Below are 19518 nucleotides of genomic sequence, written 5' to 3' on the forward strand. Positions count from 1 at the left end.
GGTGTCGGGGTAACTCCCGACACCAGATTGTGCTAACTCCGACGGGAGCAAATCCGTGAAAGACTTATTAAAGTTTCTGAAAGCGCAAACTAAAACCGAAGAGTTTGATGCGATCAAAATTGCTCTGGCCTCGCCAGACATGATCCGTTCATGGTCTTTCGGTGAAGTTAAAAAGCCGGAAACCATCAACTACCGTACGTTCAAACCTGAGCGTGACGGCCTTTTCTGTGCGCGTATTTTCGGGCCAGTAAAAGATTACGAGTGCCTGTGCGGTAAGTACAAGCGCCTGAAACACCGTGGTGTGATCTGTGAGAAGTGCGGCGTTGAAGTGACCCAGACTAAAGTGCGTCGTGAGCGCATGGGCCACATCGAGCTGGCGTCTCCGACTGCCCACATCTGGTTCCTGAAATCTCTGCCGTCCCGTATCGGCCTGCTGCTGGATATGCCGCTGCGCGATATCGAACGTGTTCTTTACTTCGAATCCTATGTGGTTATCGAAGGCGGCATGACCAATCTGGAACGTAACCAGATCCTGACCGAAGAGCAGTATCTGGACGCGCTGGAAGAGTTCGGTGACGAATTCGACGCGAAGATGGGTGCGGAAGCAATCCAGGCCCTGCTGAAGAGCATGGATCTGGAGCAAGAGTGCGAGCAGCTGCGTGAAGAGCTGAACGAAACCAACTCCGAAACCAAGCGTAAAAAGCTGACCAAGCGTATCAAACTGCTGGAAGCGTTCGTTCAGTCTGGTAACAAACCAGAGTGGATGATCCTGACCGTTCTGCCGGTTCTGCCGCCAGATCTGCGTCCGCTGGTTCCGCTGGATGGTGGTCGTTTCGCGACGTCTGACCTGAACGATCTCTATCGTCGCGTCATTAACCGTAACAACCGTCTGAAACGTCTGCTGGATCTGGCTGCGCCAGATATCATCGTACGCAACGAAAAACGTATGCTGCAGGAAGCGGTAGATGCCCTGCTGGATAACGGTCGTCGCGGTCGTGCGATCACCGGTTCTAACAAACGTCCTCTGAAATCTTTGGCCGACATGATCAAAGGTAAGCAGGGTCGTTTCCGTCAGAACCTGCTCGGTAAGCGTGTTGACTACTCCGGTCGTTCTGTAATCACCGTAGGTCCATACCTGCGTCTGCATCAGTGCGGTCTGCCGAAGAAAATGGCACTGGAGCTGTTCAAACCGTTCATCTACGGCAAGCTGGAACTGCGTGGCCTCGCCACCACCATCAAAGCCGCTAAGAAAATGGTTGAGCGTGAAGAAGCTGTCGTTTGGGATATCCTGGACGAAGTGATCCGCGAACACCCGGTACTGCTGAACCGTGCACCAACCCTGCACCGTCTGGGTATCCAGGCATTTGAGCCAGTACTGATCGAAGGTAAAGCTATCCAGCTGCACCCGCTGGTTTGTGCGGCCTATAACGCCGACTTCGATGGTGACCAGATGGCTGTTCACGTACCGCTGACGCTGGAAGCCCAGCTCGAAGCGCGTGCGCTGATGATGTCTACTAACAACATCCTGTCTCCAGCGAACGGTGAACCAATCATCGTTCCTTCTCAGGACGTTGTACTGGGTCTGTACTACATGACCCGTGACTGTGTTAACGCCAAAGGCGAAGGCATGGTGCTGACTGGCCCGAAAGAAGCTGAGCGTATTTATCGCGCTGGCCTGGCCTCTCTGCATGCGCGCGTTAAAGTGCGTATCACTGAATACGAAAAAGATGAAAACGGCGAATTCGTTGCGAAAACCAGCCTGAAAGACACGACCATTGGCCGTGCCATTCTGTGGATGATCGTACCGAAAGGTCTGCCTTTCTCCATCGTCAACCAGGCGCTGGGTAAGAAAGCGATCTCCAAAATGCTGAACACCTGTTACCGCATTCTGGGTCTAAAGCCGACTGTTATCTTCGCTGACCAGACAATGTACACCGGCTTTGCATATGCAGCGCGTTCAGGTGCATCTGTTGGTATCGATGACATGGTCATCCCAGAGAAGAAACACGAGATCATCTCTGAAGCGGAAGCTGAAGTTGCTGAGATCCAGGAGCAGTTCCAGTCTGGTCTGGTAACCGCAGGCGAACGCTATAACAAAGTTATCGATATCTGGGCAGCGGCGAACGATCGTGTATCCAAAGCGATGATGGACAACCTGCAGACCGAAACGGTAATCAACCGTGAAGGTAAAGAAGAGCAGCAGGTCTCCTTCAACAGCATCTACATGATGGCCGACTCCGGTGCGCGTGGTTCTGCAGCACAGATTCGTCAGCTGGCAGGTATGCGTGGTCTGATGGCGAAGCCAGATGGCTCCATCATCGAAACGCCAATCACCGCGAACTTCCGTGAAGGTCTGAACGTACTCCAGTACTTCATCTCCACGCACGGTGCGCGTAAAGGTCTGGCGGATACCGCACTGAAAACAGCTAACTCCGGTTATCTGACGCGTCGTCTGGTAGACGTTGCGCAGGACCTGGTTGTTACCGAAGACGATTGTGGCACCCTCGAAGGTATCACCATGACCCCGGTTATCGAGGGTGGTGATGTTAAAGAGCCGCTGCGCGATCGCGTACTGGGTCGTGTGACCGCTGAAGACGTTCTGAAGCCGGGCACTGCAGACATTCTGGTTCCGCGTAACACTCTGCTGAACGAGCAGTGGTGTGATCTGCTGGAAGTGAACTCTGTTGACTCCGTGAAAGTACGTTCCGTTGTATCCTGTGACACCGACTTTGGTGTTTGTGCGCACTGCTATGGTCGTGACCTGGCGCGTGGCCACATCATCAACAAAGGTGAAGCAATCGGTGTTATCGCGGCACAGTCCATCGGTGAACCGGGTACACAGCTGACGATGCGTACGTTCCACATCGGTGGTGCGGCATCTCGTGCGGCTGCTGAATCCAGCATCCAGGTGAAAAACAAAGGTAGCATCAAGCTCAGCAACGCGAAGTCGGTTGTGAACTCCAGCGGTAAACTGGTTATCACTTCCCGTAACACCGAGCTGAAGCTGATCGACGAATTCGGTCGTACCAAAGAGAGCTATAAAGTGCCTTACGGTGCTGTGATGGCGAAAGGCGACGGCGAGCAGGTTGCAGGCGGCGAAACCGTAGCAAACTGGGATCCGCACACCATGCCGGTTATCACCGAAGTGGCGGGCTTCATTCGCTTCACCGATATGATCGACGGCCAGACGATTACTCGTCAGACCGACGAACTGACCGGTCTCTCTTCCCTGGTGGTTCTGGACTCTGCAGAACGTACCTCGGGTGGTAAAGATCTGCGTCCGGCCCTGAAAATCGTTGATGCTAACGGCAACGACGTTCTGATCCCAGGCACCGATATGCCGGCTCAGTACTTCCTGCCAGGTAAAGCGATTGTTCAGCTGGAAGATGGCGTACAGATCAGCTCTGGTGACACCCTGGCGCGTATTCCTCAGGAATCCGGCGGTACCAAGGATATTACCGGTGGTCTGCCACGCGTTGCGGACCTGTTCGAAGCACGTCGTCCGAAAGAGCCGGCAATCCTGGCTGAAATCAGCGGTATCATCTCCTTCGGTAAAGAGACCAAAGGGAAGCGCCGTCTGGTGATCACGCCGCTGGATGGCAGCGATCCGTACGAAGAGATGATTCCAAAATGGCGTCAGCTCAACGTGTTTGAAGGTGAACGTGTAGAACGTGGTGACGTGGTTTCCGACGGTCCGGAAGCGCCGCACGACATTCTGCGTCTTCGTGGCGTACACGCGGTAACGCGTTACATCACCAACGAAGTACAGGACGTTTACCGTCTGCAGGGCGTTAAGATCAACGATAAGCACATCGAAGTTATCGTTCGTCAGATGCTGCGTAAAGCCACCATCGTGAATGCCGGTAGCTCCGACTTCCTCGAAGGTGAGCAGGTTGAATACTCTCGCGTTAAGATTGCTAACCGCGATCTGGAAGCGAATGGCAAAATCGGTGCGTCCTTCGCGCGCGATCTGCTGGGTATCACCAAAGCGTCTCTGGCAACCGAGTCCTTCATCTCCGCGGCATCGTTCCAGGAGACCACTCGTGTGCTTACCGAAGCAGCCGTTGCGGGCAAACGCGACGAACTGCGCGGTCTGAAAGAGAACGTTATCGTGGGTCGTCTGATCCCGGCTGGTACCGGTTATGCCTACCACCAGGATCGTATGCGCCGTCGCGCAGCGGGTGAAATCCCTGCTGCACCGCAGGTAACTGCTGAAGATGCCTCTGCCAGCCTGGCAGAGCTGCTGAACGCAGGCCTGGGCGGTTCTGACAACGAGTAATCGTTAAGTCAGCTCATTAAAAAACCCGCTTCGGCGGGTTTTTTTTTGTCTGATGTACGGCGAGTCTGGTGCGATTGTTGCCGGGTGGCGCTACGCTTACCCGGTCTACGGTTCGGTGTTAGTTCACCAGCGGCAAACGGCGATACAGCTCGATCATATCCCCGGCCAGATCCTGAATGACCATCGCGTTCATCAGGTGATCCTGCGAGTGAACGGTGATCAGATTTACCGGTAGCTTGCCGGTGCCTTCATCAAGACCAATCAATTTAGTCTGGATAGAATGCGCCTGTTTGACGAACTCCCGTGACTCTTCCATCGCTTTTTCAGCCTCGGCAAAATCACCTTTACGCGCCATCTGCAGCGCGGTTAATGCTGAGCTACGGGCTGCACCGGCATTCACCAGCAATTCCATAATGATCGTTTCTAAATCTTCCATGGTTCACTCCAGCAGTTTAAGGGCTTTTTCCAGTACGGCATCACCTTTCATCATGCCGTAATCCATCATGTCGATAACCGCGACCTTCTTACCCAGCGGTTCCGCCTGGGCCTGAAGATTATTCAGTTCATATTTGACCTGCGGGCCAAGCAAAATAATGTCGGCTGCGGCGATTTCATCTTTAAACTCAGCAACCGGTACGGCTTTAATGGTTACGTCGACCCCTTTTTTCTGCGCGGCGTCTTTCATGCGTTGAACCAGCATGCTGGTGGACATTCCCGCTGCACAGCATAAAACGATGTTCTTCATAGTCAGCCCCAATGTACATGTGTTTATTGATAATTATCCCGCACTGTCCGTTACGACAACCGCGTTACCGCGATTGTGTGTGAAGCATCACAAAGAAACCTGCATTTTCTGAAACCGGTTACAACTGTTACAGAATGGGGAGGGCAGGGCGAAACGAGGAAGAAGCTTTCCGCCCTGGTCAGCATCCTCTGCTGACGAAACAAGCGTAAAAAATCCGGGCGCGTTACAGCAATGGCCCGTTGATGAGGTTACGTGACGCCTCGTAATAACTTCACCGGATTACCGTTTTTTTCAGCCTGATTGCGAGGCGCGTCCCAGCCAGCTGTCCCAGTCTTTCCAGACCGGCTGTAAACCCTGCAGACTGAGCGCCTCGGCGACAGCTTCCGGGCGACGGTTGTCGTGCGGCGCAAACTGCTCCAGCTCGGGATGATCATCGGCATAGCCGCCGGGCTGGGTTTTTGAAAAGGCGCTGACGTTATTGATCGCCAGGGGAATGACGCGATCGCGAAACGCGGGAGATTCCCGGGTGGAGAGCGACAGCTCCACCTCCGGTGCCAGCAGACGAAACGCGCAGATGGTCTGCACCAGCTGGCGTTCATCCATGATCGACGCGGGCTGGATCCCGCCGGCGCAGGGTCGCAGCCGGGGAAAAGAGATTGAATACCGGCTCTGCCAGTAGTGCTGCTGCAGCCACAGCAGATGTTCCGCCACCATAAAGTTATCGACGCGCCAGCTGTCGGAAAGACCGGTCAGCGCCCCGAGGCCGATCTTGTCGATCCCGGCGCGTCCCAGCCGATCCGGGGTCTCCAGCCGCCAGAAGAAATCCTGCTTTTTACCTTTCAGATGGTGCTGGGCATACACCGCCTCATGGTAGGTCTCCTGATAGACCAGCACGCCATCCAGCCCCAGCGTTTTCAGTTCGCCATACTCTGCCTCTGACAGCGGTTGAACTTCCATCTGCAATGAGGCGAACTGGCGGCGAATCGCCGGGATATGGCGGCGAAAATAGCCCATTCCGACTTTGGTCTGGTGTTCGCCGGTGACCAGCAGCAGGTGCTCAAACCCCATCTCGCGGATCGTGGCGCACTCCCGGGCAATTTCGTTTTCATCCAGCGTTTTGCGCTTGATGTGGTTGCTCATGGAGAAGCCGCAGTAGGTGCAGTCGTTCGCGCAGAGGTTGGAGAGATAAAGCGGAACATAAAAGCTCACCGTGTTGCCAAAGCGCTGACGGGTCAGCCGTTGGGCTCGCTGCGCCATCGGCTCCAGATAGCCACTGGCGGCGGGGGAGAGCAGGGCCATCATATCTTCGCGGGTAAGCTGGCGGGCGTTTAATGCCCGCTCCACATCTGCAGGGGTTTTACTGTTGATACGCAGGCGAATATCGTCCCAGTCGAGCTGGCGCCAGCGATCGGTAAAGGTTTTCATGATAACGCCTCCAGAAATCCGGTTAACGGGCTGGTGGCGTGGGCTTCAACGCTCCGGGCGCCAGGGCCAGACTGGCGTGCCAGCACGCCAGCCTCCACCGCCAGACGAAACGCCCGCGCCATCATCACCGGATCGTCCGAGACCGCAATGGCGGTGTTGACCAGTACGGCATCGGCACCCATCTCCAGCGCCTGCGCGGCGTGGCTGGGTACGCCGATCCCGGCATCGACGATCACCGGCACGGTTGCCTGCTGAATAATAATCTCCAGCATCGCGCGGGTTTCCAGCCCCTGATTGGAGCCTATCGGCGCCCCGAGCGGCATCACCGCCGCACAGCCTGCCTCTTCGAGCCGTTTGCACAGCACCGGATCGGCGCCGCAGTAGGGCAGCACGGTGAACCCCTCTTTCGCCAGCATCTCTGCCGCCTTTAGCGTCTCGATGGGATCGGGCAGCAGCCAGCGAGCGTCGGGATGGATCTCCAGTTTGAGCCAGTGCGTTCCCAGCGCTTCGCGCGCCAGCCGGGCCGCAAATAGCGCCTCTTCCGCGGTTTTGGCGCCGGAGGTATTGGGCAGCAGGCTCACGCCCGCCTCCAGCAGCGGCGCCAGAATCGCGTCGTTGTGATTACGCAGATCGACCCGCTTCATGGCCAGCGTCACCAGCTGGCTGCCGCTCTCCCGGATCGCGTCCACCATCAGCTGCGGTGAGGCGAATTTTCCCGTGCCGGTAAACAGATGTGAATCAAAGGTTTTATCAGCAATACGTAACATCTCAGCCTCCGGCAATCACCTGAAAGAGCAGGATCTGATCGCCTTCGCGCACCTGCTGTTTTTCCCACTGCTCGCGCGGCAGGATCTGTTGATTCAGGGCCAGCGCGACCCCGGGTTTTAACTGGCATAGCTGGGAGAGCAGGGTGGCGACGGTTAATCCCTCCACGCACTGCATCGGTTCGTCGTTAAACAGGATCCGCATGCCGCCCTCCACACACCTGGCATCCGCTGGCGCGCTGTAAAGCCAGCTGCCGCCAGCTTCCCGCCCGGGCATCGAACAGGCGTAGCGTATTGCGCGTGGCCTCGATGCCGCTGAGCAGCTTGATCGCCTCCAGCGCCTGCAGGGTGCCCATCACGCCAACCACCGGCCCGACAATACCCGCGGTGCGGCAGTTACGCTGCGGCTCGTCATCCTCCGGCCACAGGCAGCGGTAGCAGCCCTGCGTCCAGGGGGGCGTCAGCACCATCATCTGTCCGCCAAAGCCCACCGCACTGGCGGTGATAAGTGGCGTATTGAGCATCACACAGGCGGCATTGATCGCCTGACGGGTAGCCATGTTATCGGTGCAGTCCAGCACCACGTCGGCGCGGGCAATCTCTTCCTCCAGCGCGCGGCCTTCCAGGCGGGTCTGCAGGGCGATCAGCTGGATGTCGGGATTGAGCTGCTGCAGGCGACGCTCTGTCACCTGCGCTTTTGGCTGGGCGATATCGTCAGTGGTAAAGAGGATTTGGCGCTGCAAATTACTCAGATGAACCTCGTCGTTGTCGGCCAAAACCAGAGTGCCGATCCCGGCGCCGGCCAGGTAGAGCGCCGCCGGGGCACCTAATCCGCCCAGGCCGACCACCAGCACCCGGCTGGCGAGCAGCTTTTGCTGCCCGTCGATGGCGATATCTTCCAGCAGGATCTGGCGGCTGTAGCGCATAAAGTCACGGTCATTCATCGCCCGCCCCCGCCAGTTGCAGTAGCTGTGTTGTCGCCGCCTGCCAGTCGTCGGCCTGGGTAATGGCGCTCACCACCGCGATACTCCCTACACCGGTCGCCAGGACCGCGGGCGCGCGTTCGAGGCTGATACCGCCGATGGCGACGGTAGGGTAATCCCCGAGCCGGTCGATATGGCGGGCCAGCTGTTCCAGCCCCTGCGGAGCCGATGGCATCTGCTTGGTTTGGGTCGGGAAAACGTGCCCCAGCGCGATGTAGGATGGACGCGCCGCCAGCGCCACGTCGATCTCCATATCGTCGTGGGTCGACACGCCGAGACGCAACCCGGCGGCACGAATGGCCTCAATATCGGTGGTCTCCAGATCCTCCTGACCGAGATGCACACCGTACGCCTGATGCTTGATCGCCAGGCGCCAGTAGTCATTGATAAACAGGCGGGCGTCGTAGCGACGCCCCAGAGCAATGGCCGCGACAACGTCGGCTTCCACCTCATCGTCCTGTTTATCTTTGATGCGCAGCTGGATCGTTTTTACACCCGCAGCGAGCAGGCGTTCGATCCAGGCCACGCTGTCGACCACCGGATAGAGTCCCAGACGAAACGGGACCGGCGGAAAGTTGGGTTGATACATTACGCCTCCTCTTTTTTGAGGTAGATTTCGCCGCCCCGGGCGCGGAAGGTTTCTGACATGTCGGCCATGCCCACTTCGATGGTCTGCGCGGCGGCGTAGTCACGCACCTCCTGGCTGATTTTCATCGAGCAGAATTTTGGCCCGCACATGGAGCAGAAGTGCGCCACTTTGCCGGACTCCTGCGGCAGGGTTTCGTCGTGGTAGGCGCGGGCGGTGAACGGGTCGAGGGCGAGGTTGAACTGATCTTCCCAGCGGAACTCGAAGCGGGCTTTCGACAAGGCGTTATCGCGGATCTGTGCCCCCGGATGGCCCTTCGCCAGATCGGCAGCGTGGGCGGCAATTTTGTAGGTGATCAGCCCCTGCTTCACATCCTCTTTGTTCGGCAGGCCGAGGTGCTCTTTCGGCGTGACGTAGCAGAGCATGGCGCAGCCGAACCAGCCGATCATCGCCGCGCCAATCCCGGAGGTGAAGTGGTCATAACCCGGTGCGATGTCGGTGGTCAACGGCCCCAGGGTATAGAACGGCGCTTCGTGACAGTGCTCCAGCTCTTCGGTCATGTTGCGGCGGATCATCTGCATCGGCACGTGGCCCGGGCCTTCGATCATCACCTGCACGTCATACTCCCAGGCGATTTTGGTCAGCTCGCCCAGGGTGTGCAGCTCGGCAAACTGCGCCTCGTCGTTGGCATCGCGAATGGAGCCCGGACGCAGGCCATCGCCCAGCGATAGCGACACGTCGTACGCGGCGCAGATCTCGCAGATTTCGCGGAAGTGTTCATAGAGGAAGTTTTCCCGATGGTGGGAGAGGCACCATTTCGCCATGATTGAACCGCCGCGGGAGACGATGCCGGTCAGGCGTTTCGCCGTCATCGGCACGTAGCGCAGCAGCACGCCGGCGTGGATGGTGAAGTAGTCGACGCCTTGCTCGGCCTGCTCCAGCAGGGTATCCCGGAATGCCTCCCAGGTGAGATCTTCGGCGATGCCGTTCACCTTCTCCAGCGCCTGGTAGATGGGCACCGCACCAATGGGCACCGGGCTGTTACGCAGGATCCATTCGCGGGTTTCGTGAATATAGCGCCCGGTAGAGAGGTCCATCACCGTGTCCGCGCCCCAGCGGGTTGACCAGACCAGTTTCTCCACCTCCTCTTCGATAGACGAGGTGACCGCTGAGTTACCGATGTTGGCGTTCACTTTCACCAGGAAGTTACGACCGATAATCATCGGCTCCGACTCCGGGTGGTTAATGTTGGCCGGGATAATGGCGCGTCCGGCGGCGACTTCGTCACGGACAAACTCCGGGGTGATGTTTTCCGGCAGGCGGGCACCAAACCCTTCGCCCGGATGCTGGTGGCGCAGCACGTCGGTACGGATGCGCTCGCGGCCCATGTTTTCGCGAATGGCGATAAACTCCATCTCCGGGGTTACGATCCCCTGACGGGCGTAGTGCAGCTGGGTGACGCATTTGCCCGCTCTGGCACGTTTCGGCGTAAGAAGGCCGGAGAAGCGCAGCTCGTCCAGACCATCATCGGCCAGACGCTCCCGGGTGTAAGCTGAGCTTTGTTCGGTTAGCGCTTCGCAGTCGTTACGTGCGTCAATCCACGGTTGGCGCAGTTTCGCCAGCCCCTGCTGCACGTTGATGGTTATCGCCGGATCGCCGTACGGGCCGGAGGTGTCGTAGACCGGCACCGCTTCGTTCTCTTCAAACTGCGGATCCTCTTTGCTGCCGCCGACGAGCGTCGGGCTGAGTTGGATCTCGCGCATGGGCACGCGAATGTCCTCCCGGGAGCCGGTCAGATAGATGCGTTTTGAGTTAGGGAAAGCGGTGCCTTCCAGAGTGTCAATAAAGTGTTGGGCTTGTGCGCGCTGTTCGCGGCGGGTCAATTTTGTGGCAGACATAGCTCGTTCCAGAAAGTGAGGAAGTGGCTTGTCAGACGACGGATGAAGCAAGAGAGGATCGCCCAGTGGCGATACATGACAGATTGACTCTTGTTCCCTTCGCAGGTTTTAACCTGATCAGGTTCCGCGGATCCCGAATTAACGGTCTCAGCCCGGCTTTCGCACTGGGCACTCCGACAAGAATGTGCTCCCCTACAGCGGGAGCAGTAAATGTAAATTACGCGTTAACGATAAATAACTCAAGCCGGTCGGGCGACGTTATCTTCGTTACTCGCTTTCAAATTGTGATCCAGCGCAAGGGCGATCAGGTTATCTTCTAGCGTAAATCGCTGCTCCAGCGCCTCGCCGATATCAGAGAGCGCCTGCTGAAATTCCAGATAATTATCCTGATCGATGGCATTCTCAAGCGTGGAGTCGTAATAATCCATGATTTGCTGGGTATTGGCTTCCAGCAGGGGATAGAGTTTGGTGGCCGCTAAAAACGGGCTGTTCCCTTCCATTTCACCGATAATGCGCTCATAAATATTGAAATGGCCGTTAGAAAGGTAGTCGACCAGGCTCTGACAGAAATCGTCCAGCGCTTTTTCATTCAGACGCATATAGGACTCTTTGCCAGGCTTAATGCCAACGAGGTTGTAGTAGGCAACAAGCAGATGTTTGCGCACGTGCAGCCAGCGATCGACCAGGTTGTTACATCCGCCAACGCGCTCTGTCAGGTTTTCTAGCTGGTTTAGCATGTTTGACTCCGCAAGGTTAAGATTAAAAGCTGCCCACCCAAAATGTAATAGTATTGTTACCAACATGCCTGTGAAGCAAAGGTAGTGCAATAGATATGGATCGTATAATTGAAAAATCGGATCGCGGCTGGTGGTTCGTCAGCCATGAACAGAAATTATGGTTGCCCGGTGGTGAATTACCACATGGCGAGGCCGGAAATTTCGATCTTGCGGGTCAACCCGCACTCAATATCGGGGAGTGGCAGGGCGATCCTGTGTGGTTGATCCAACAAAATCGCCGTCACGATATGGGATCGGTACGCCAGGTGCTCGATCTCGATGTGGGTCTGTTCCAGTTGGCCGGGCGTGCTGTGCAGTTGGCCGAGTTTTATCGCTCGCATAAATACTGCGGCTACTGTGGTCACACCATGCACCCAAGCAAAACCGAGTGGGCCATGCTTTGCAGCCACTGCCGCGAACGCTACTACCCGCAAATCGCGCCGTGCATCATCGTCGCCATTCGTCGTGAAGAGACCATCCTGCTGGCGCAGCACACGCGTCATCGTAACGGGGTGCATACCGTGTTGGCCGGGTTTGTCGAAGTGGGCGAAACCCTGGAGCAGGCCGTCGCCCGGGAAGTGATGGAAGAGAGCGGCATCAAGGTGAAGAACCTGCGCTATGTCACCTCCCAGCCCTGGCCGTTCCCACAGTCGCTGATGACCGCTTTTATGGCCGAGTACGACAGCGGCGAGATCGTCATCGACCCGAAAGAGCTGCTGTCAGCCAACTGGTATCGCTACGACGATTTACCGCTGCTCCCGCCGCCAGGCACCGTGGCGCGTCGCCTGATAGAAGATACCGTGGCAATGTGTCGGGCCGACTATGAATGACGTGATACACTGGGGACAAGACGCTTAAGGAACTGCAAAAATGACCGAACTGAAGAACGATCGTTATCTGCGTGCGCTGCTGCGCCAACCCGTTGATGTCACCCCGGTATGGATGATGCGCCAGGCGGGTCGCTATTTACCGGAATATAAAGCCACCCGGGCGCAGGCAGGCGATTTCATGTCCCTGTGCAAAAACGCGGAGCTGGCCTGTGAAGTCACGCTTCAGCCGCTGCGCCGCTACCCGCTGGACGCGGCGATCCTCTTCTCTGACATTCTGACCATACCGGACGCGATGGGGCTTGGCCTGTACTTCGAAACCGGCGAAGGCCCGCGCTTTAGCTCGCCGATTAAGAGCAAAGCGGACATCGACAACCTGCCTGTCCCGGACCCGGAGCAGGAACTCGGTTATGTGATGAATGCGGTGCGCACCATTCGCCGCGAGCTGAAAGGCGAAGTGCCGCTGATCGGTTTCTCCGGCAGCCCGTGGACCCTGGCAACCTACATGGTCGAAGGGGGCAGCAGCAAAGCCTTTACCGTGATCAAAAAGATGATGTACGCCGATCCGCTGGCGCTCCATGCCCTGCTGGATAAGCTGGCGAAGAGCGTCACTCTGTACCTGAACGCGCAGATCAAAGCGGGCGCCCAGTCGGTGATGATCTTCGACACCTGGGGTGGGGTACTGACCGGTCGCGATTATCAGCAGTTCTCGCTCTATTACATGCATAAAATCGTTGATGGCCTGCTGCGTGAAAACGAAGGCCGTCGCGTGCCGGTAACGCTGTTCACCAAAGGCGGAGGCCAGTGGCTGGAGGCGATGGCAGAGACCGGCTGTGATGCGCTGGGCCTCGACTGGACCACCGATATTGCCGATGCGCGCCGCCGCGTGGGTGACAAAGTCGCCCTGCAAGGCAACATGGATCCGTCTATGCTGTATGCTCCGGCCGCCCGAATTGAAGAAGAAGTCGCGACCATTTTGGCGGGCTTCGGTCAGGGCGAGGGCCATGTCTTTAACCTGGGGCACGGTATTCATCAGGATGTACCGCCAGAGCATGCAGGCGTGTTTGTGGAGGCGGTGCACCGACTTTCTGCCCAGTATCACCTGTAAGGAGTCGTTATGGATCTTGCGTCACTTCGCGCTCAACAACTTAAACTCGCTGCGTCTGTATCCCGTGAGGATCGTCTGGATAAAGACCCACCCGCGCTGATTGCGGGGGCCGATGTGGGGTTTGAGCAGGGGGGAGAGGTGACGCGGGCGGCGATAGTGCTGCTGACGTACCCCGAACTGGAACTGGTTGAGTACCAGGTGGCGCGGATTGCCACTACCATGCCGTATATCCCCGGCTTCCTCTCTTTTCGTGAATATCCCGCGCTGCTGGCGGCGTGGGATCAGCTCTCGCAAAGACCCGATCTGCTGTTCGTTGACGGGCATGGCATCTCCCACCCGCGCCGTCTCGGCGTCGCCAGCCATTTTGGCCTGCTGGTGGATGTCCCGACCATCGGCGTGGCGAAAAAACGCCTCTGCGGCAAGTTTGATCCCCTGCCGCCCGAACCCGGCGCGCTGGCGCCATTGATGGACAAAGGCGAACAGCTGGCGTGGGTCTGGCGCAGCAAAGCCCGGTGTAATCCACTGTTCGTCGCCACCGGCCATCGCGTCAGTACCGACACCGCGCTGGCGTGGGTGCAGCGCTGTATGCGGGGCTACCGGCTACCGGAGCCGACCCGCTGGGCCGATGCGGTAGCTTCCGGGCGTCCGGCGTTTGTTCGTTGGCAGGAAATTCAGCGCTGAATCAGGTAAACTGCGGCCAATTTTCGATTCGAGACATCATCATGTTACAAAACCCGATTCACCTGCGCCTTGAGAAGCTGGAAAGCTGGCAGCACGTCACTTTTATGGCCTGTCTGTGCGAACGTATGTATCCGAACTATGCCATGTTCTGCAAGCAGACCGAATTTGGTGATGGTCAACTCTATCGTCGTATTCTCGATCTGGTGTGGGAAACGCTGACGGTTAAAGATGCGAAGGTGAACTTCGACACCCAGCTCGATAAGCTGGAAGAGGCGATCCCGGTTGCCGATGACTATGATGTCTATGGCGTCTACCCGGCGATAGATGCCTGTGTAGCGCTAAGTGAACTGATTCACTCGCGTCTGAGTGGTGAAACGCTGGAACATGCCATCGAAGTCAGTAAGGCCTCTATTACTACCGTAGCGATGCTGGAGATGACCCAGGAAGGGCGTGAAATGACCGATGAAGAGCTCCGTCTGAACCCGGCCATTGAGCAGGAATGGGACATCCAGTGGGAAATTTTCCGTTTGCTGGCGGAGTGCGAAGAACGCGATATCGAACTGATTAAAGGTCTGCGTGCAGACTTGCGTGAGGCAGGCGAGAGTAACATTGGTATAAATCTTAACCAGTGAGACAACAAAACGTGATTTAACGCCTGTTTTGTCATGCCTCTACTCTTCCCTTCTGCCCCCCGTCTGGTCTACATTTGGGGGGCGAAAAAAAGTGGCTATCGGTGCGTGTATGCAGGAGAGTGCTTTTTTGGCATTTTCGTCGCACTCGATGCTTAGCAAGCGATAAACACATTGAAAGGATAACTTATGAACAAGACTCAACTGATTGATGTAATTGCGGACAAAGCTGACCTGTCTAAAGTACAGGCTAAAGCTGCTCTGGAATCCACCCTGGCTGCAATTACTGAGTCTCTGAAAGAAGGCGATGCTGTACAACTGGTAGGTTTCGGTACCTTCAAAGTGAACCACCGCGCTGAGCGTACTGGCCGCAACCCGCAGACCGGTAACGAAATCAAAATCGCTGCAGCCAACGTGCCAGCATTTGTTTCTGGCAAAGCACTGAAAGACGCAGTTAAGTAAGCCGCGTAGCAGTGAACAGTTTTATCGAGGGGGCGGTTTCGCCCCTTTTGTCTGTCTGGCGCCGGGTGACGGTGCTGGCGGGCATATTTGTATTAACCGCCTGTAGCCATGACTCCTCCCTGCCGCCTTTTACCGCCAGCGGCTACGCTGACGATCAGGGCGCGGTACGCGTCTGGCGTAAAGATTCAGACAATGAAGTCCATCTCCTCTCCGCATTTAGCCCCTGGCACAGCGGCAGTACCACCACCAGTGAATATCGCTGGCAGGGCGATACGCTCGTCTGGATCGACATAAATATCTACAGCAAAGTCCCCGAGCATGTGCGGGTACGCTTTGATGACCACGGTGAGCTGAGCTTTATGCAGCACGAAACCGGTGGCCTTAAACAGCAACTCTCTACCGATCAAATCGAGCTTTACCGCTACCGCGCCGCGCAGATTCGCCAGACCAGCGACGCGCTGCGACAGGGAAGGGTGGTGCTACATCAGGGGCGCTGGCATGTTGACGGCTCCGTGACAACGTGTGAAGGCCAGACCCTGAAGCCGGATCTCGATAGCTGGGCAACGGAACACATTGCACGCCGGCAGAGTCACTCCTCCATGGCAGTGAGCGTGGCGTGGCTGGAAGCGCCTGAAGGATCACAGCTGCTGCTGGTGGCGAACGAAGATTTTTGTACCTGGCAGCCGACAGAGAAGAGTTTCTGAAAATCCCCCTCCCTTGCGGGAGAGGGACTGGTGAAGGAGGGAGTTACTTCCCTTGCTCGCGCGCAATGGCGCGGTAACCAATATCGTTACGGCTGAAGCTACCGTTCCAGTGAATATCCGCCATCAGGGCATAGGCGCGTTGCTGCGCTTCTGCAACGGTATTGCCCAGCGCCGTGGCGCACAGGACGCGGCCACCGTTAGTCAGCACGCGTTCGTCATCGGAGAGCTTAGTCCCCGCATGGAATACCTTCGCGCCTTCGATGGCTTCCAGCGGCAGGCCGTGGATCTCATCGCCGGTGTTGTAGTTGCCCGGATAACCGCCCGCCGCAATTACCACGCCCAGAGAAGCACGCTCATCCCACTCAGAACTCTTTTCGTCCAGCTTGCCTTCGCAGGCCGCCAGGCACAGCTCCACCAGATCGGATTTCATACGCAGCATGATTGGCTGCGTTTCTGGATCGCCAAAGCGGCAGTTGAACTCAATAACCTTCGGGTTGCCCTGTTTGTCGATCATCAGGCCCGCGTAAAGGAAACCGGTGTAGGTGTTACCTTCCGCCGCCATTCCTTTCACGGTTGGCCAGATGATGCGATCCATGGTGCGCTGGTGAACTTCATCCGTCACCACAGGGGCAGGGGAGTAAGCCCCCATCCCGCCGGTATTCGGGCCGGTATCGGCATCGCCAACGCGCTTATGATCCTGGCTGGTGGCCATCGGCAGCACGTGCTCGCCGTCGACCATGACGATAAAGCTCGCCTCTTCGCCATCAAGAAACTCTTCAATAACGATACGGTGGCCTGCATCACCAAAGGCGTTACCTGCCAGCATATCCTGAACGGCGGCTTCTGCTTCTTCGAGCGTCATCGCCACGATAACGCCTTTACCGGCAGCCAGGCCGTCGGCTTTGATGACGATCGGCGCACCTTTTTCACGTAAGTAGGCCAGCGCGGGCTCCACTTCGGTGAAGTTCTGATATTCCGCGGTCGGAATGTTGTGACGCGCGAGGAAATCTTTGGTGAAGGCTTTGGAGCCTTCGAGCTGCGCGGCGCCTTCGGTCGGGCCGAAGATGGTCAGGCCCGCGGCACGGAATGCGTCTACCACGCCAATGACCAGCGGCGCTTCCGGGCCCACGATGGTCAGATCGATTTTTTCACTCTGGGCAAAGCTCAGCAGCGCCGGGATATCGGTTACGCCGATAGCGACGTTCTGCAGGGTGGGCTCCAGGGCGGTACCGGCATTACCCGGCGCCACAAAGACGGTTTCAACCTGCGCTGACTGCGCAGCTTTCCACGCCAGGGCGTGCTCGCGCCCGCCGTTACCAATCACTAATACTTTCATTCTCTGCTCCGGGAATTAATGGCGGAAATGACGCATATCGGTGAAGATCATCGCGATGCCATGTTCATCGGCGGCGGCAATGACTTCGTCGTCGCGGATAGAGCCGCCAGGCTGGATCACGCAGGTGATGCCCACTGCCGCAGCTGCATCGATACCGTCACGGAACGGGAAGAACGCGTCGGACGCCATGGCGGAGCCTTTAACTTCCAGACCTTCGTCGCCCGCTTTAATCCCGGCGATTTTCGCAGAGTAAACGCGGCTCATCTGGCCCGCGCCTATACCGATGGTCATGTTCTCTTTCGCATAGACGATGGCGTTGGATTTCACGAACTTCGCCACTTTCCAGCAGAACAGCGCGTCACGCAGCTCCTGCTCAGTAGGCTGACGTTTGGTGACGACACGCAGATCTTTCTCGCTGACCATGCCCAGGTCACGATCCTGAACCAGCAGGCCACCGTTCACACGCTTGAAGTCGAGGCCCGGAACGCGTTCTGCCCACTGACCGCAGACCAGCACGCGCACGTTCTGTTTTGCCGCGGTGATTTTCAGGGCGTCTTCGGTGGCCGAAGGGGCGATGATCACCTCCACAAACTGGCGGGAGATAATCGCCTGGGCGGTTTCGGCATCCAGCTCGCGGTTAAACGCGATAATGCCGCCAAACGCTGAGGTCGGGTCAGTTTTGTACGCACGATCGTATGCATCCAGAATAGAGGTGCTGACCGCCACGCCGCATGGGTTCGCGTGCTTCACGATAACGCAGGCGGGCTCGCTGAACTCTTTCACGCACTCCAGCGCCGCGTCGGTATCCGCAATGTTGTTATAGGAGAGCGCTTTACCCTGCACCTGCTGCGCAGTAGCAACGGAGGCTTCTTTAACCTCTTCTTCTATATAGAAGGCAGCCTGCTGGTGGCTGTTTTCGCCGTAGCGCATATCCTGCTTCTTAATGAAGTTCAGGTTTAAGGTGCGGGAGAAGCGACCAGAGGGATCTTTGCTTTCGCCGTGGTAGGCAGGGACCAGGCTACCGAAGTAGTTGGCGATCATGCTGTCGTAAGCCGCGGTATGTTCAAAGGCCTTAATGGCGAGGTCGAAACGGGTCTCGAGATTCAGTGAACCTTCGTTGGCATCCATCTCTTTAATAATGGCGTCGTAGTCGCTGCTCTTTACGACGATGGCCACATCTTTATGGTTCTTCGCGGCGGAGCGCACCATAGTTGGGCCGCCGATATCGATATTCTCAACCGCATCCTCCAGGGAGCAGCCTTCACGGGCAACGGTCTGGGCGAATGGATAAAGGTTAACAACCACCATGTCGATTGGCGCAATCCCGTGCTGATCCATAATGCCGTCATCCTGACCGCGACGACCCAGAATGCCGCCGTGGACTTTCGGGTGCAGGGTTTTGACGCGTCCATCCATCATTTCCGGGAAGCCGGTGTAATCGGACACTTCGGTTACCGGCAGGCCTTTATCTGCTAACAGGCGAGCAGTACCGCCTGTGGACAGCAGCTCTACGCCACGTGCAGAAAGTGCCTGAGCGAATTCAACGATACCGGCTTTATCAGAAACACTGAGCAGAGCGCGGCGGACTGGACGACGTTGTTGCATGGTAAATCCCCTGGATTTGACGATTACAGAGAGCGTTAGGTGAATTTTCCCGATAAAAACTCAACTAACACACCTGGCGGGGCGCTTTATTTAGCGCGAGCATTTTAACGAAAACGTTTGCGCAACGCTCGCACATTTTCACTTTTTCGTCACGTTGTGGATAAGTCTGTGTGTAATCAGGTATAAGACGGGCTTTTGCTGGGGAATGCAGCAGTCAGTCATTTTTATGACATTTAAGGGTTGCGGGCGCCGGAGAACTCCCTATAATGCGCCTCCATCGACACGGCAGATGTGAATCACTTCACACTAACAGCCGGGCCGGTTGAGGAGAAAGCGAAAATAATCGCTTGACTCTGAAAGAGGAAAGCGTAATATACGCCACCTCGCAACGGTGAGCGAAAGCCGCGTTGCACTGCTCTTTAACAATTTATCAGACAATCTGTGTGATTCATGACTGGGGTGAAGTCGTAACAAGGTAACCGTAGGGGAACCTGCGGTTGGATCACCTCCTTACCTTAAAGAACCTGCCTTTGCAGTGCTCACACAGATTGTCTGATGAATGATGAACTTCTGAATGTACTTTTGAGTGCATTAAGAAGTTTTGCTCTTTAAAAATCTGGATCAAGCTGAAAATTGAAACGACACACGTTAAGTGTGTTCGAGTCTCTCAAATTTTCACAACACGAAGTGAAACAGCTTCGGGTTGTGAG

The 19518-nt window shown here is 56.8% G+C and carries 18 protein-coding genes and 1 riboswitch; of the genes, 7 read left to right on the forward strand and 11 right to left on the reverse strand.

From position 1 onward, the window contains the following. Nucleotides 1-55: 55 nt before the first annotated feature. Nucleotides 56-4279, forward strand: coding sequence for a DNA-directed RNA polymerase subunit beta' (gene rpoC, locus FHC51_RS06540; protein ID WP_103825466.1), 4224 nt, complete (start codon nucleotides 56-58; stop codon nucleotides 4277-4279). A 118-nt stretch (nucleotides 4280-4397) separates the two neighbouring features. Here the strand turns inward: rpoC and FHC51_RS06545 are convergent, their stop codons facing one another. The 9 genes from FHC51_RS06545 to rsd all read right to left on the reverse strand — a co-directional run bounded on the left by FHC51_RS06545 (nucleotide 4398) and on the right by rsd (nucleotide 11417). Continuing rightward, nucleotides 4398-4715 carry a PTS lactose/cellobiose transporter subunit IIA gene (locus FHC51_RS06545; protein WP_039028884.1) on the reverse strand — a complete coding sequence of 106 codons (318 nt, stop codon included), beginning with the start codon at nucleotides 4713-4715 and terminating at the stop codon, nucleotides 4398-4400. Nucleotides 4716-4718: 3 nt separating this feature from the next. After that, nucleotides 4719-5024: a PTS sugar transporter subunit IIB gene (locus tag FHC51_RS06550; protein WP_103825467.1), complete on the reverse strand. Its 306-nt coding sequence runs from the start codon at nucleotides 5022-5024 to the stop codon at nucleotides 4719-4721. Between the two features lie 291 nt (nucleotides 5025-5315). Then, complete coding sequence (gene thiH / locus FHC51_RS06555) at nucleotides 5316-6449, reverse strand: 2-iminoacetate synthase ThiH (protein WP_220435140.1); 1134 nt, start codon at nucleotides 6447-6449, stop codon at nucleotides 5316-5318. After that, complete coding sequence (thiG, locus tag FHC51_RS06560; RefSeq protein ID WP_220435141.1) at nucleotides 6446-7216, reverse strand: thiazole synthase; 771 nt, start codon at nucleotides 7214-7216, stop codon at nucleotides 6446-6448. Before thiG ends, thiH begins: the two co-directional genes overlap by 4 nt. Nucleotide 7217: 1 nt before the next feature. After that, nucleotides 7218-7418 (reverse strand): sulfur carrier protein ThiS, encoded by a 201-nt coding sequence (gene thiS, locus FHC51_RS06565; RefSeq protein ID WP_103177806.1) that lies wholly within the window; start codon nucleotides 7416-7418, stop codon nucleotides 7218-7220. Then, a complete protein-coding gene (locus tag FHC51_RS06570) occupies nucleotides 7402-8157 on the reverse strand; it encodes a HesA/MoeB/ThiF family protein (protein ID WP_220435142.1) in 756 nt (251 codons plus the stop codon). Before FHC51_RS06570 ends, thiS begins: the two co-directional genes overlap by 17 nt. After that, nucleotides 8150-8785 carry a thiamine phosphate synthase gene (gene thiE / locus FHC51_RS06575; RefSeq protein WP_103825471.1) on the reverse strand — a complete coding sequence of 212 codons (636 nt, stop codon included), beginning with the start codon at nucleotides 8783-8785 and terminating at the stop codon, nucleotides 8150-8152. The genes FHC51_RS06570 and thiE overlap by 8 nt, the downstream gene beginning before the upstream one ends. Then, nucleotides 8785-10680 (reverse strand): phosphomethylpyrimidine synthase ThiC, encoded by a 1896-nt coding sequence (thiC, locus tag FHC51_RS06580; protein ID WP_220435143.1) that lies wholly within the window; start codon nucleotides 10678-10680, stop codon nucleotides 8785-8787. Before thiC ends, thiE begins: the two co-directional genes overlap by 1 nt. Nucleotides 10681-10757: 77 nt before the next feature. Continuing rightward, nucleotides 10758-10866, reverse strand: a riboswitch (TPP riboswitch). 53 nt (nucleotides 10867-10919) lie between these two features. Next, the gene (rsd, locus tag FHC51_RS06585) at nucleotides 10920-11417 is read right to left on the reverse strand and encodes a sigma D regulator (protein ID WP_103825473.1); all 498 of its coding nucleotides are present in this window, start codon (nucleotides 11415-11417) and stop codon (nucleotides 10920-10922) included. Between the two features lie 95 nt (nucleotides 11418-11512). Here rsd and nudC point away from each other — a divergent pair, with 95 nt between their 5' ends. The 6 genes from nudC to FHC51_RS06615 all read left to right on the forward strand — a co-directional run bounded on the left by nudC (nucleotide 11513) and on the right by FHC51_RS06615 (nucleotide 15867). Continuing rightward, on the forward strand, nucleotides 11513-12286 hold the full coding sequence (gene nudC, locus FHC51_RS06590; protein ID WP_220435144.1) for an NAD(+) diphosphatase: 774 nt from the start codon (nucleotides 11513-11515) through the stop codon (nucleotides 12284-12286). A 40-nt stretch (nucleotides 12287-12326) separates the two neighbouring features. Next, a complete protein-coding gene (hemE, locus tag FHC51_RS06595; protein WP_103825475.1) occupies nucleotides 12327-13391 on the forward strand; it encodes a uroporphyrinogen decarboxylase in 1065 nt (354 codons plus the stop codon). 9 nt (nucleotides 13392-13400) lie between these two features. Further along, nucleotides 13401-14072 (forward strand): deoxyribonuclease V, encoded by a 672-nt coding sequence (gene nfi / locus FHC51_RS06600; RefSeq protein WP_103825476.1) that lies wholly within the window; start codon nucleotides 13401-13403, stop codon nucleotides 14070-14072. 41 nt (nucleotides 14073-14113) lie between these two features. Then, complete coding sequence (locus FHC51_RS06605; RefSeq protein WP_103825477.1) at nucleotides 14114-14704, forward strand: YjaG family protein; 591 nt, start codon at nucleotides 14114-14116, stop codon at nucleotides 14702-14704. Nucleotides 14705-14890: 186 nt separating this feature from the next. Next, nucleotides 14891-15163 (forward strand): nucleoid-associated protein HU-alpha, encoded by a 273-nt coding sequence (gene hupA / locus FHC51_RS06610; RefSeq protein ID WP_032615913.1) that lies wholly within the window; start codon nucleotides 14891-14893, stop codon nucleotides 15161-15163. Nucleotides 15164-15174: 11 nt separating this feature from the next. Continuing rightward, the gene (locus tag FHC51_RS06615; protein ID WP_220435145.1) at nucleotides 15175-15867 is read left to right on the forward strand and encodes a DUF1481 domain-containing protein; all 693 of its coding nucleotides are present in this window, start codon (nucleotides 15175-15177) and stop codon (nucleotides 15865-15867) included. A 43-nt stretch (nucleotides 15868-15910) separates the two neighbouring features. Here the strand turns inward: FHC51_RS06615 and purD are convergent, their stop codons facing one another. Next, a complete protein-coding gene (purD, locus tag FHC51_RS06620; RefSeq protein ID WP_220435146.1) occupies nucleotides 15911-17203 on the reverse strand; it encodes a phosphoribosylamine--glycine ligase in 1293 nt (430 codons plus the stop codon). 15 nt (nucleotides 17204-17218) lie between these two features. Beyond that, a complete protein-coding gene (gene purH / locus FHC51_RS06625; protein WP_103825480.1) occupies nucleotides 17219-18808 on the reverse strand; it encodes a bifunctional phosphoribosylaminoimidazolecarboxamide formyltransferase/IMP cyclohydrolase in 1590 nt (529 codons plus the stop codon). Nucleotides 18809-19518: the final 710 nt, after the last annotated feature.

The sequence above is a fragment of the Leclercia sp. EC_58 genome (genome assembly GCF_019584355.1).
In the GTDB taxonomy this organism is placed as follows: Bacteria; Pseudomonadota; Gammaproteobacteria; order Enterobacterales; family Enterobacteriaceae; genus Enterobacter.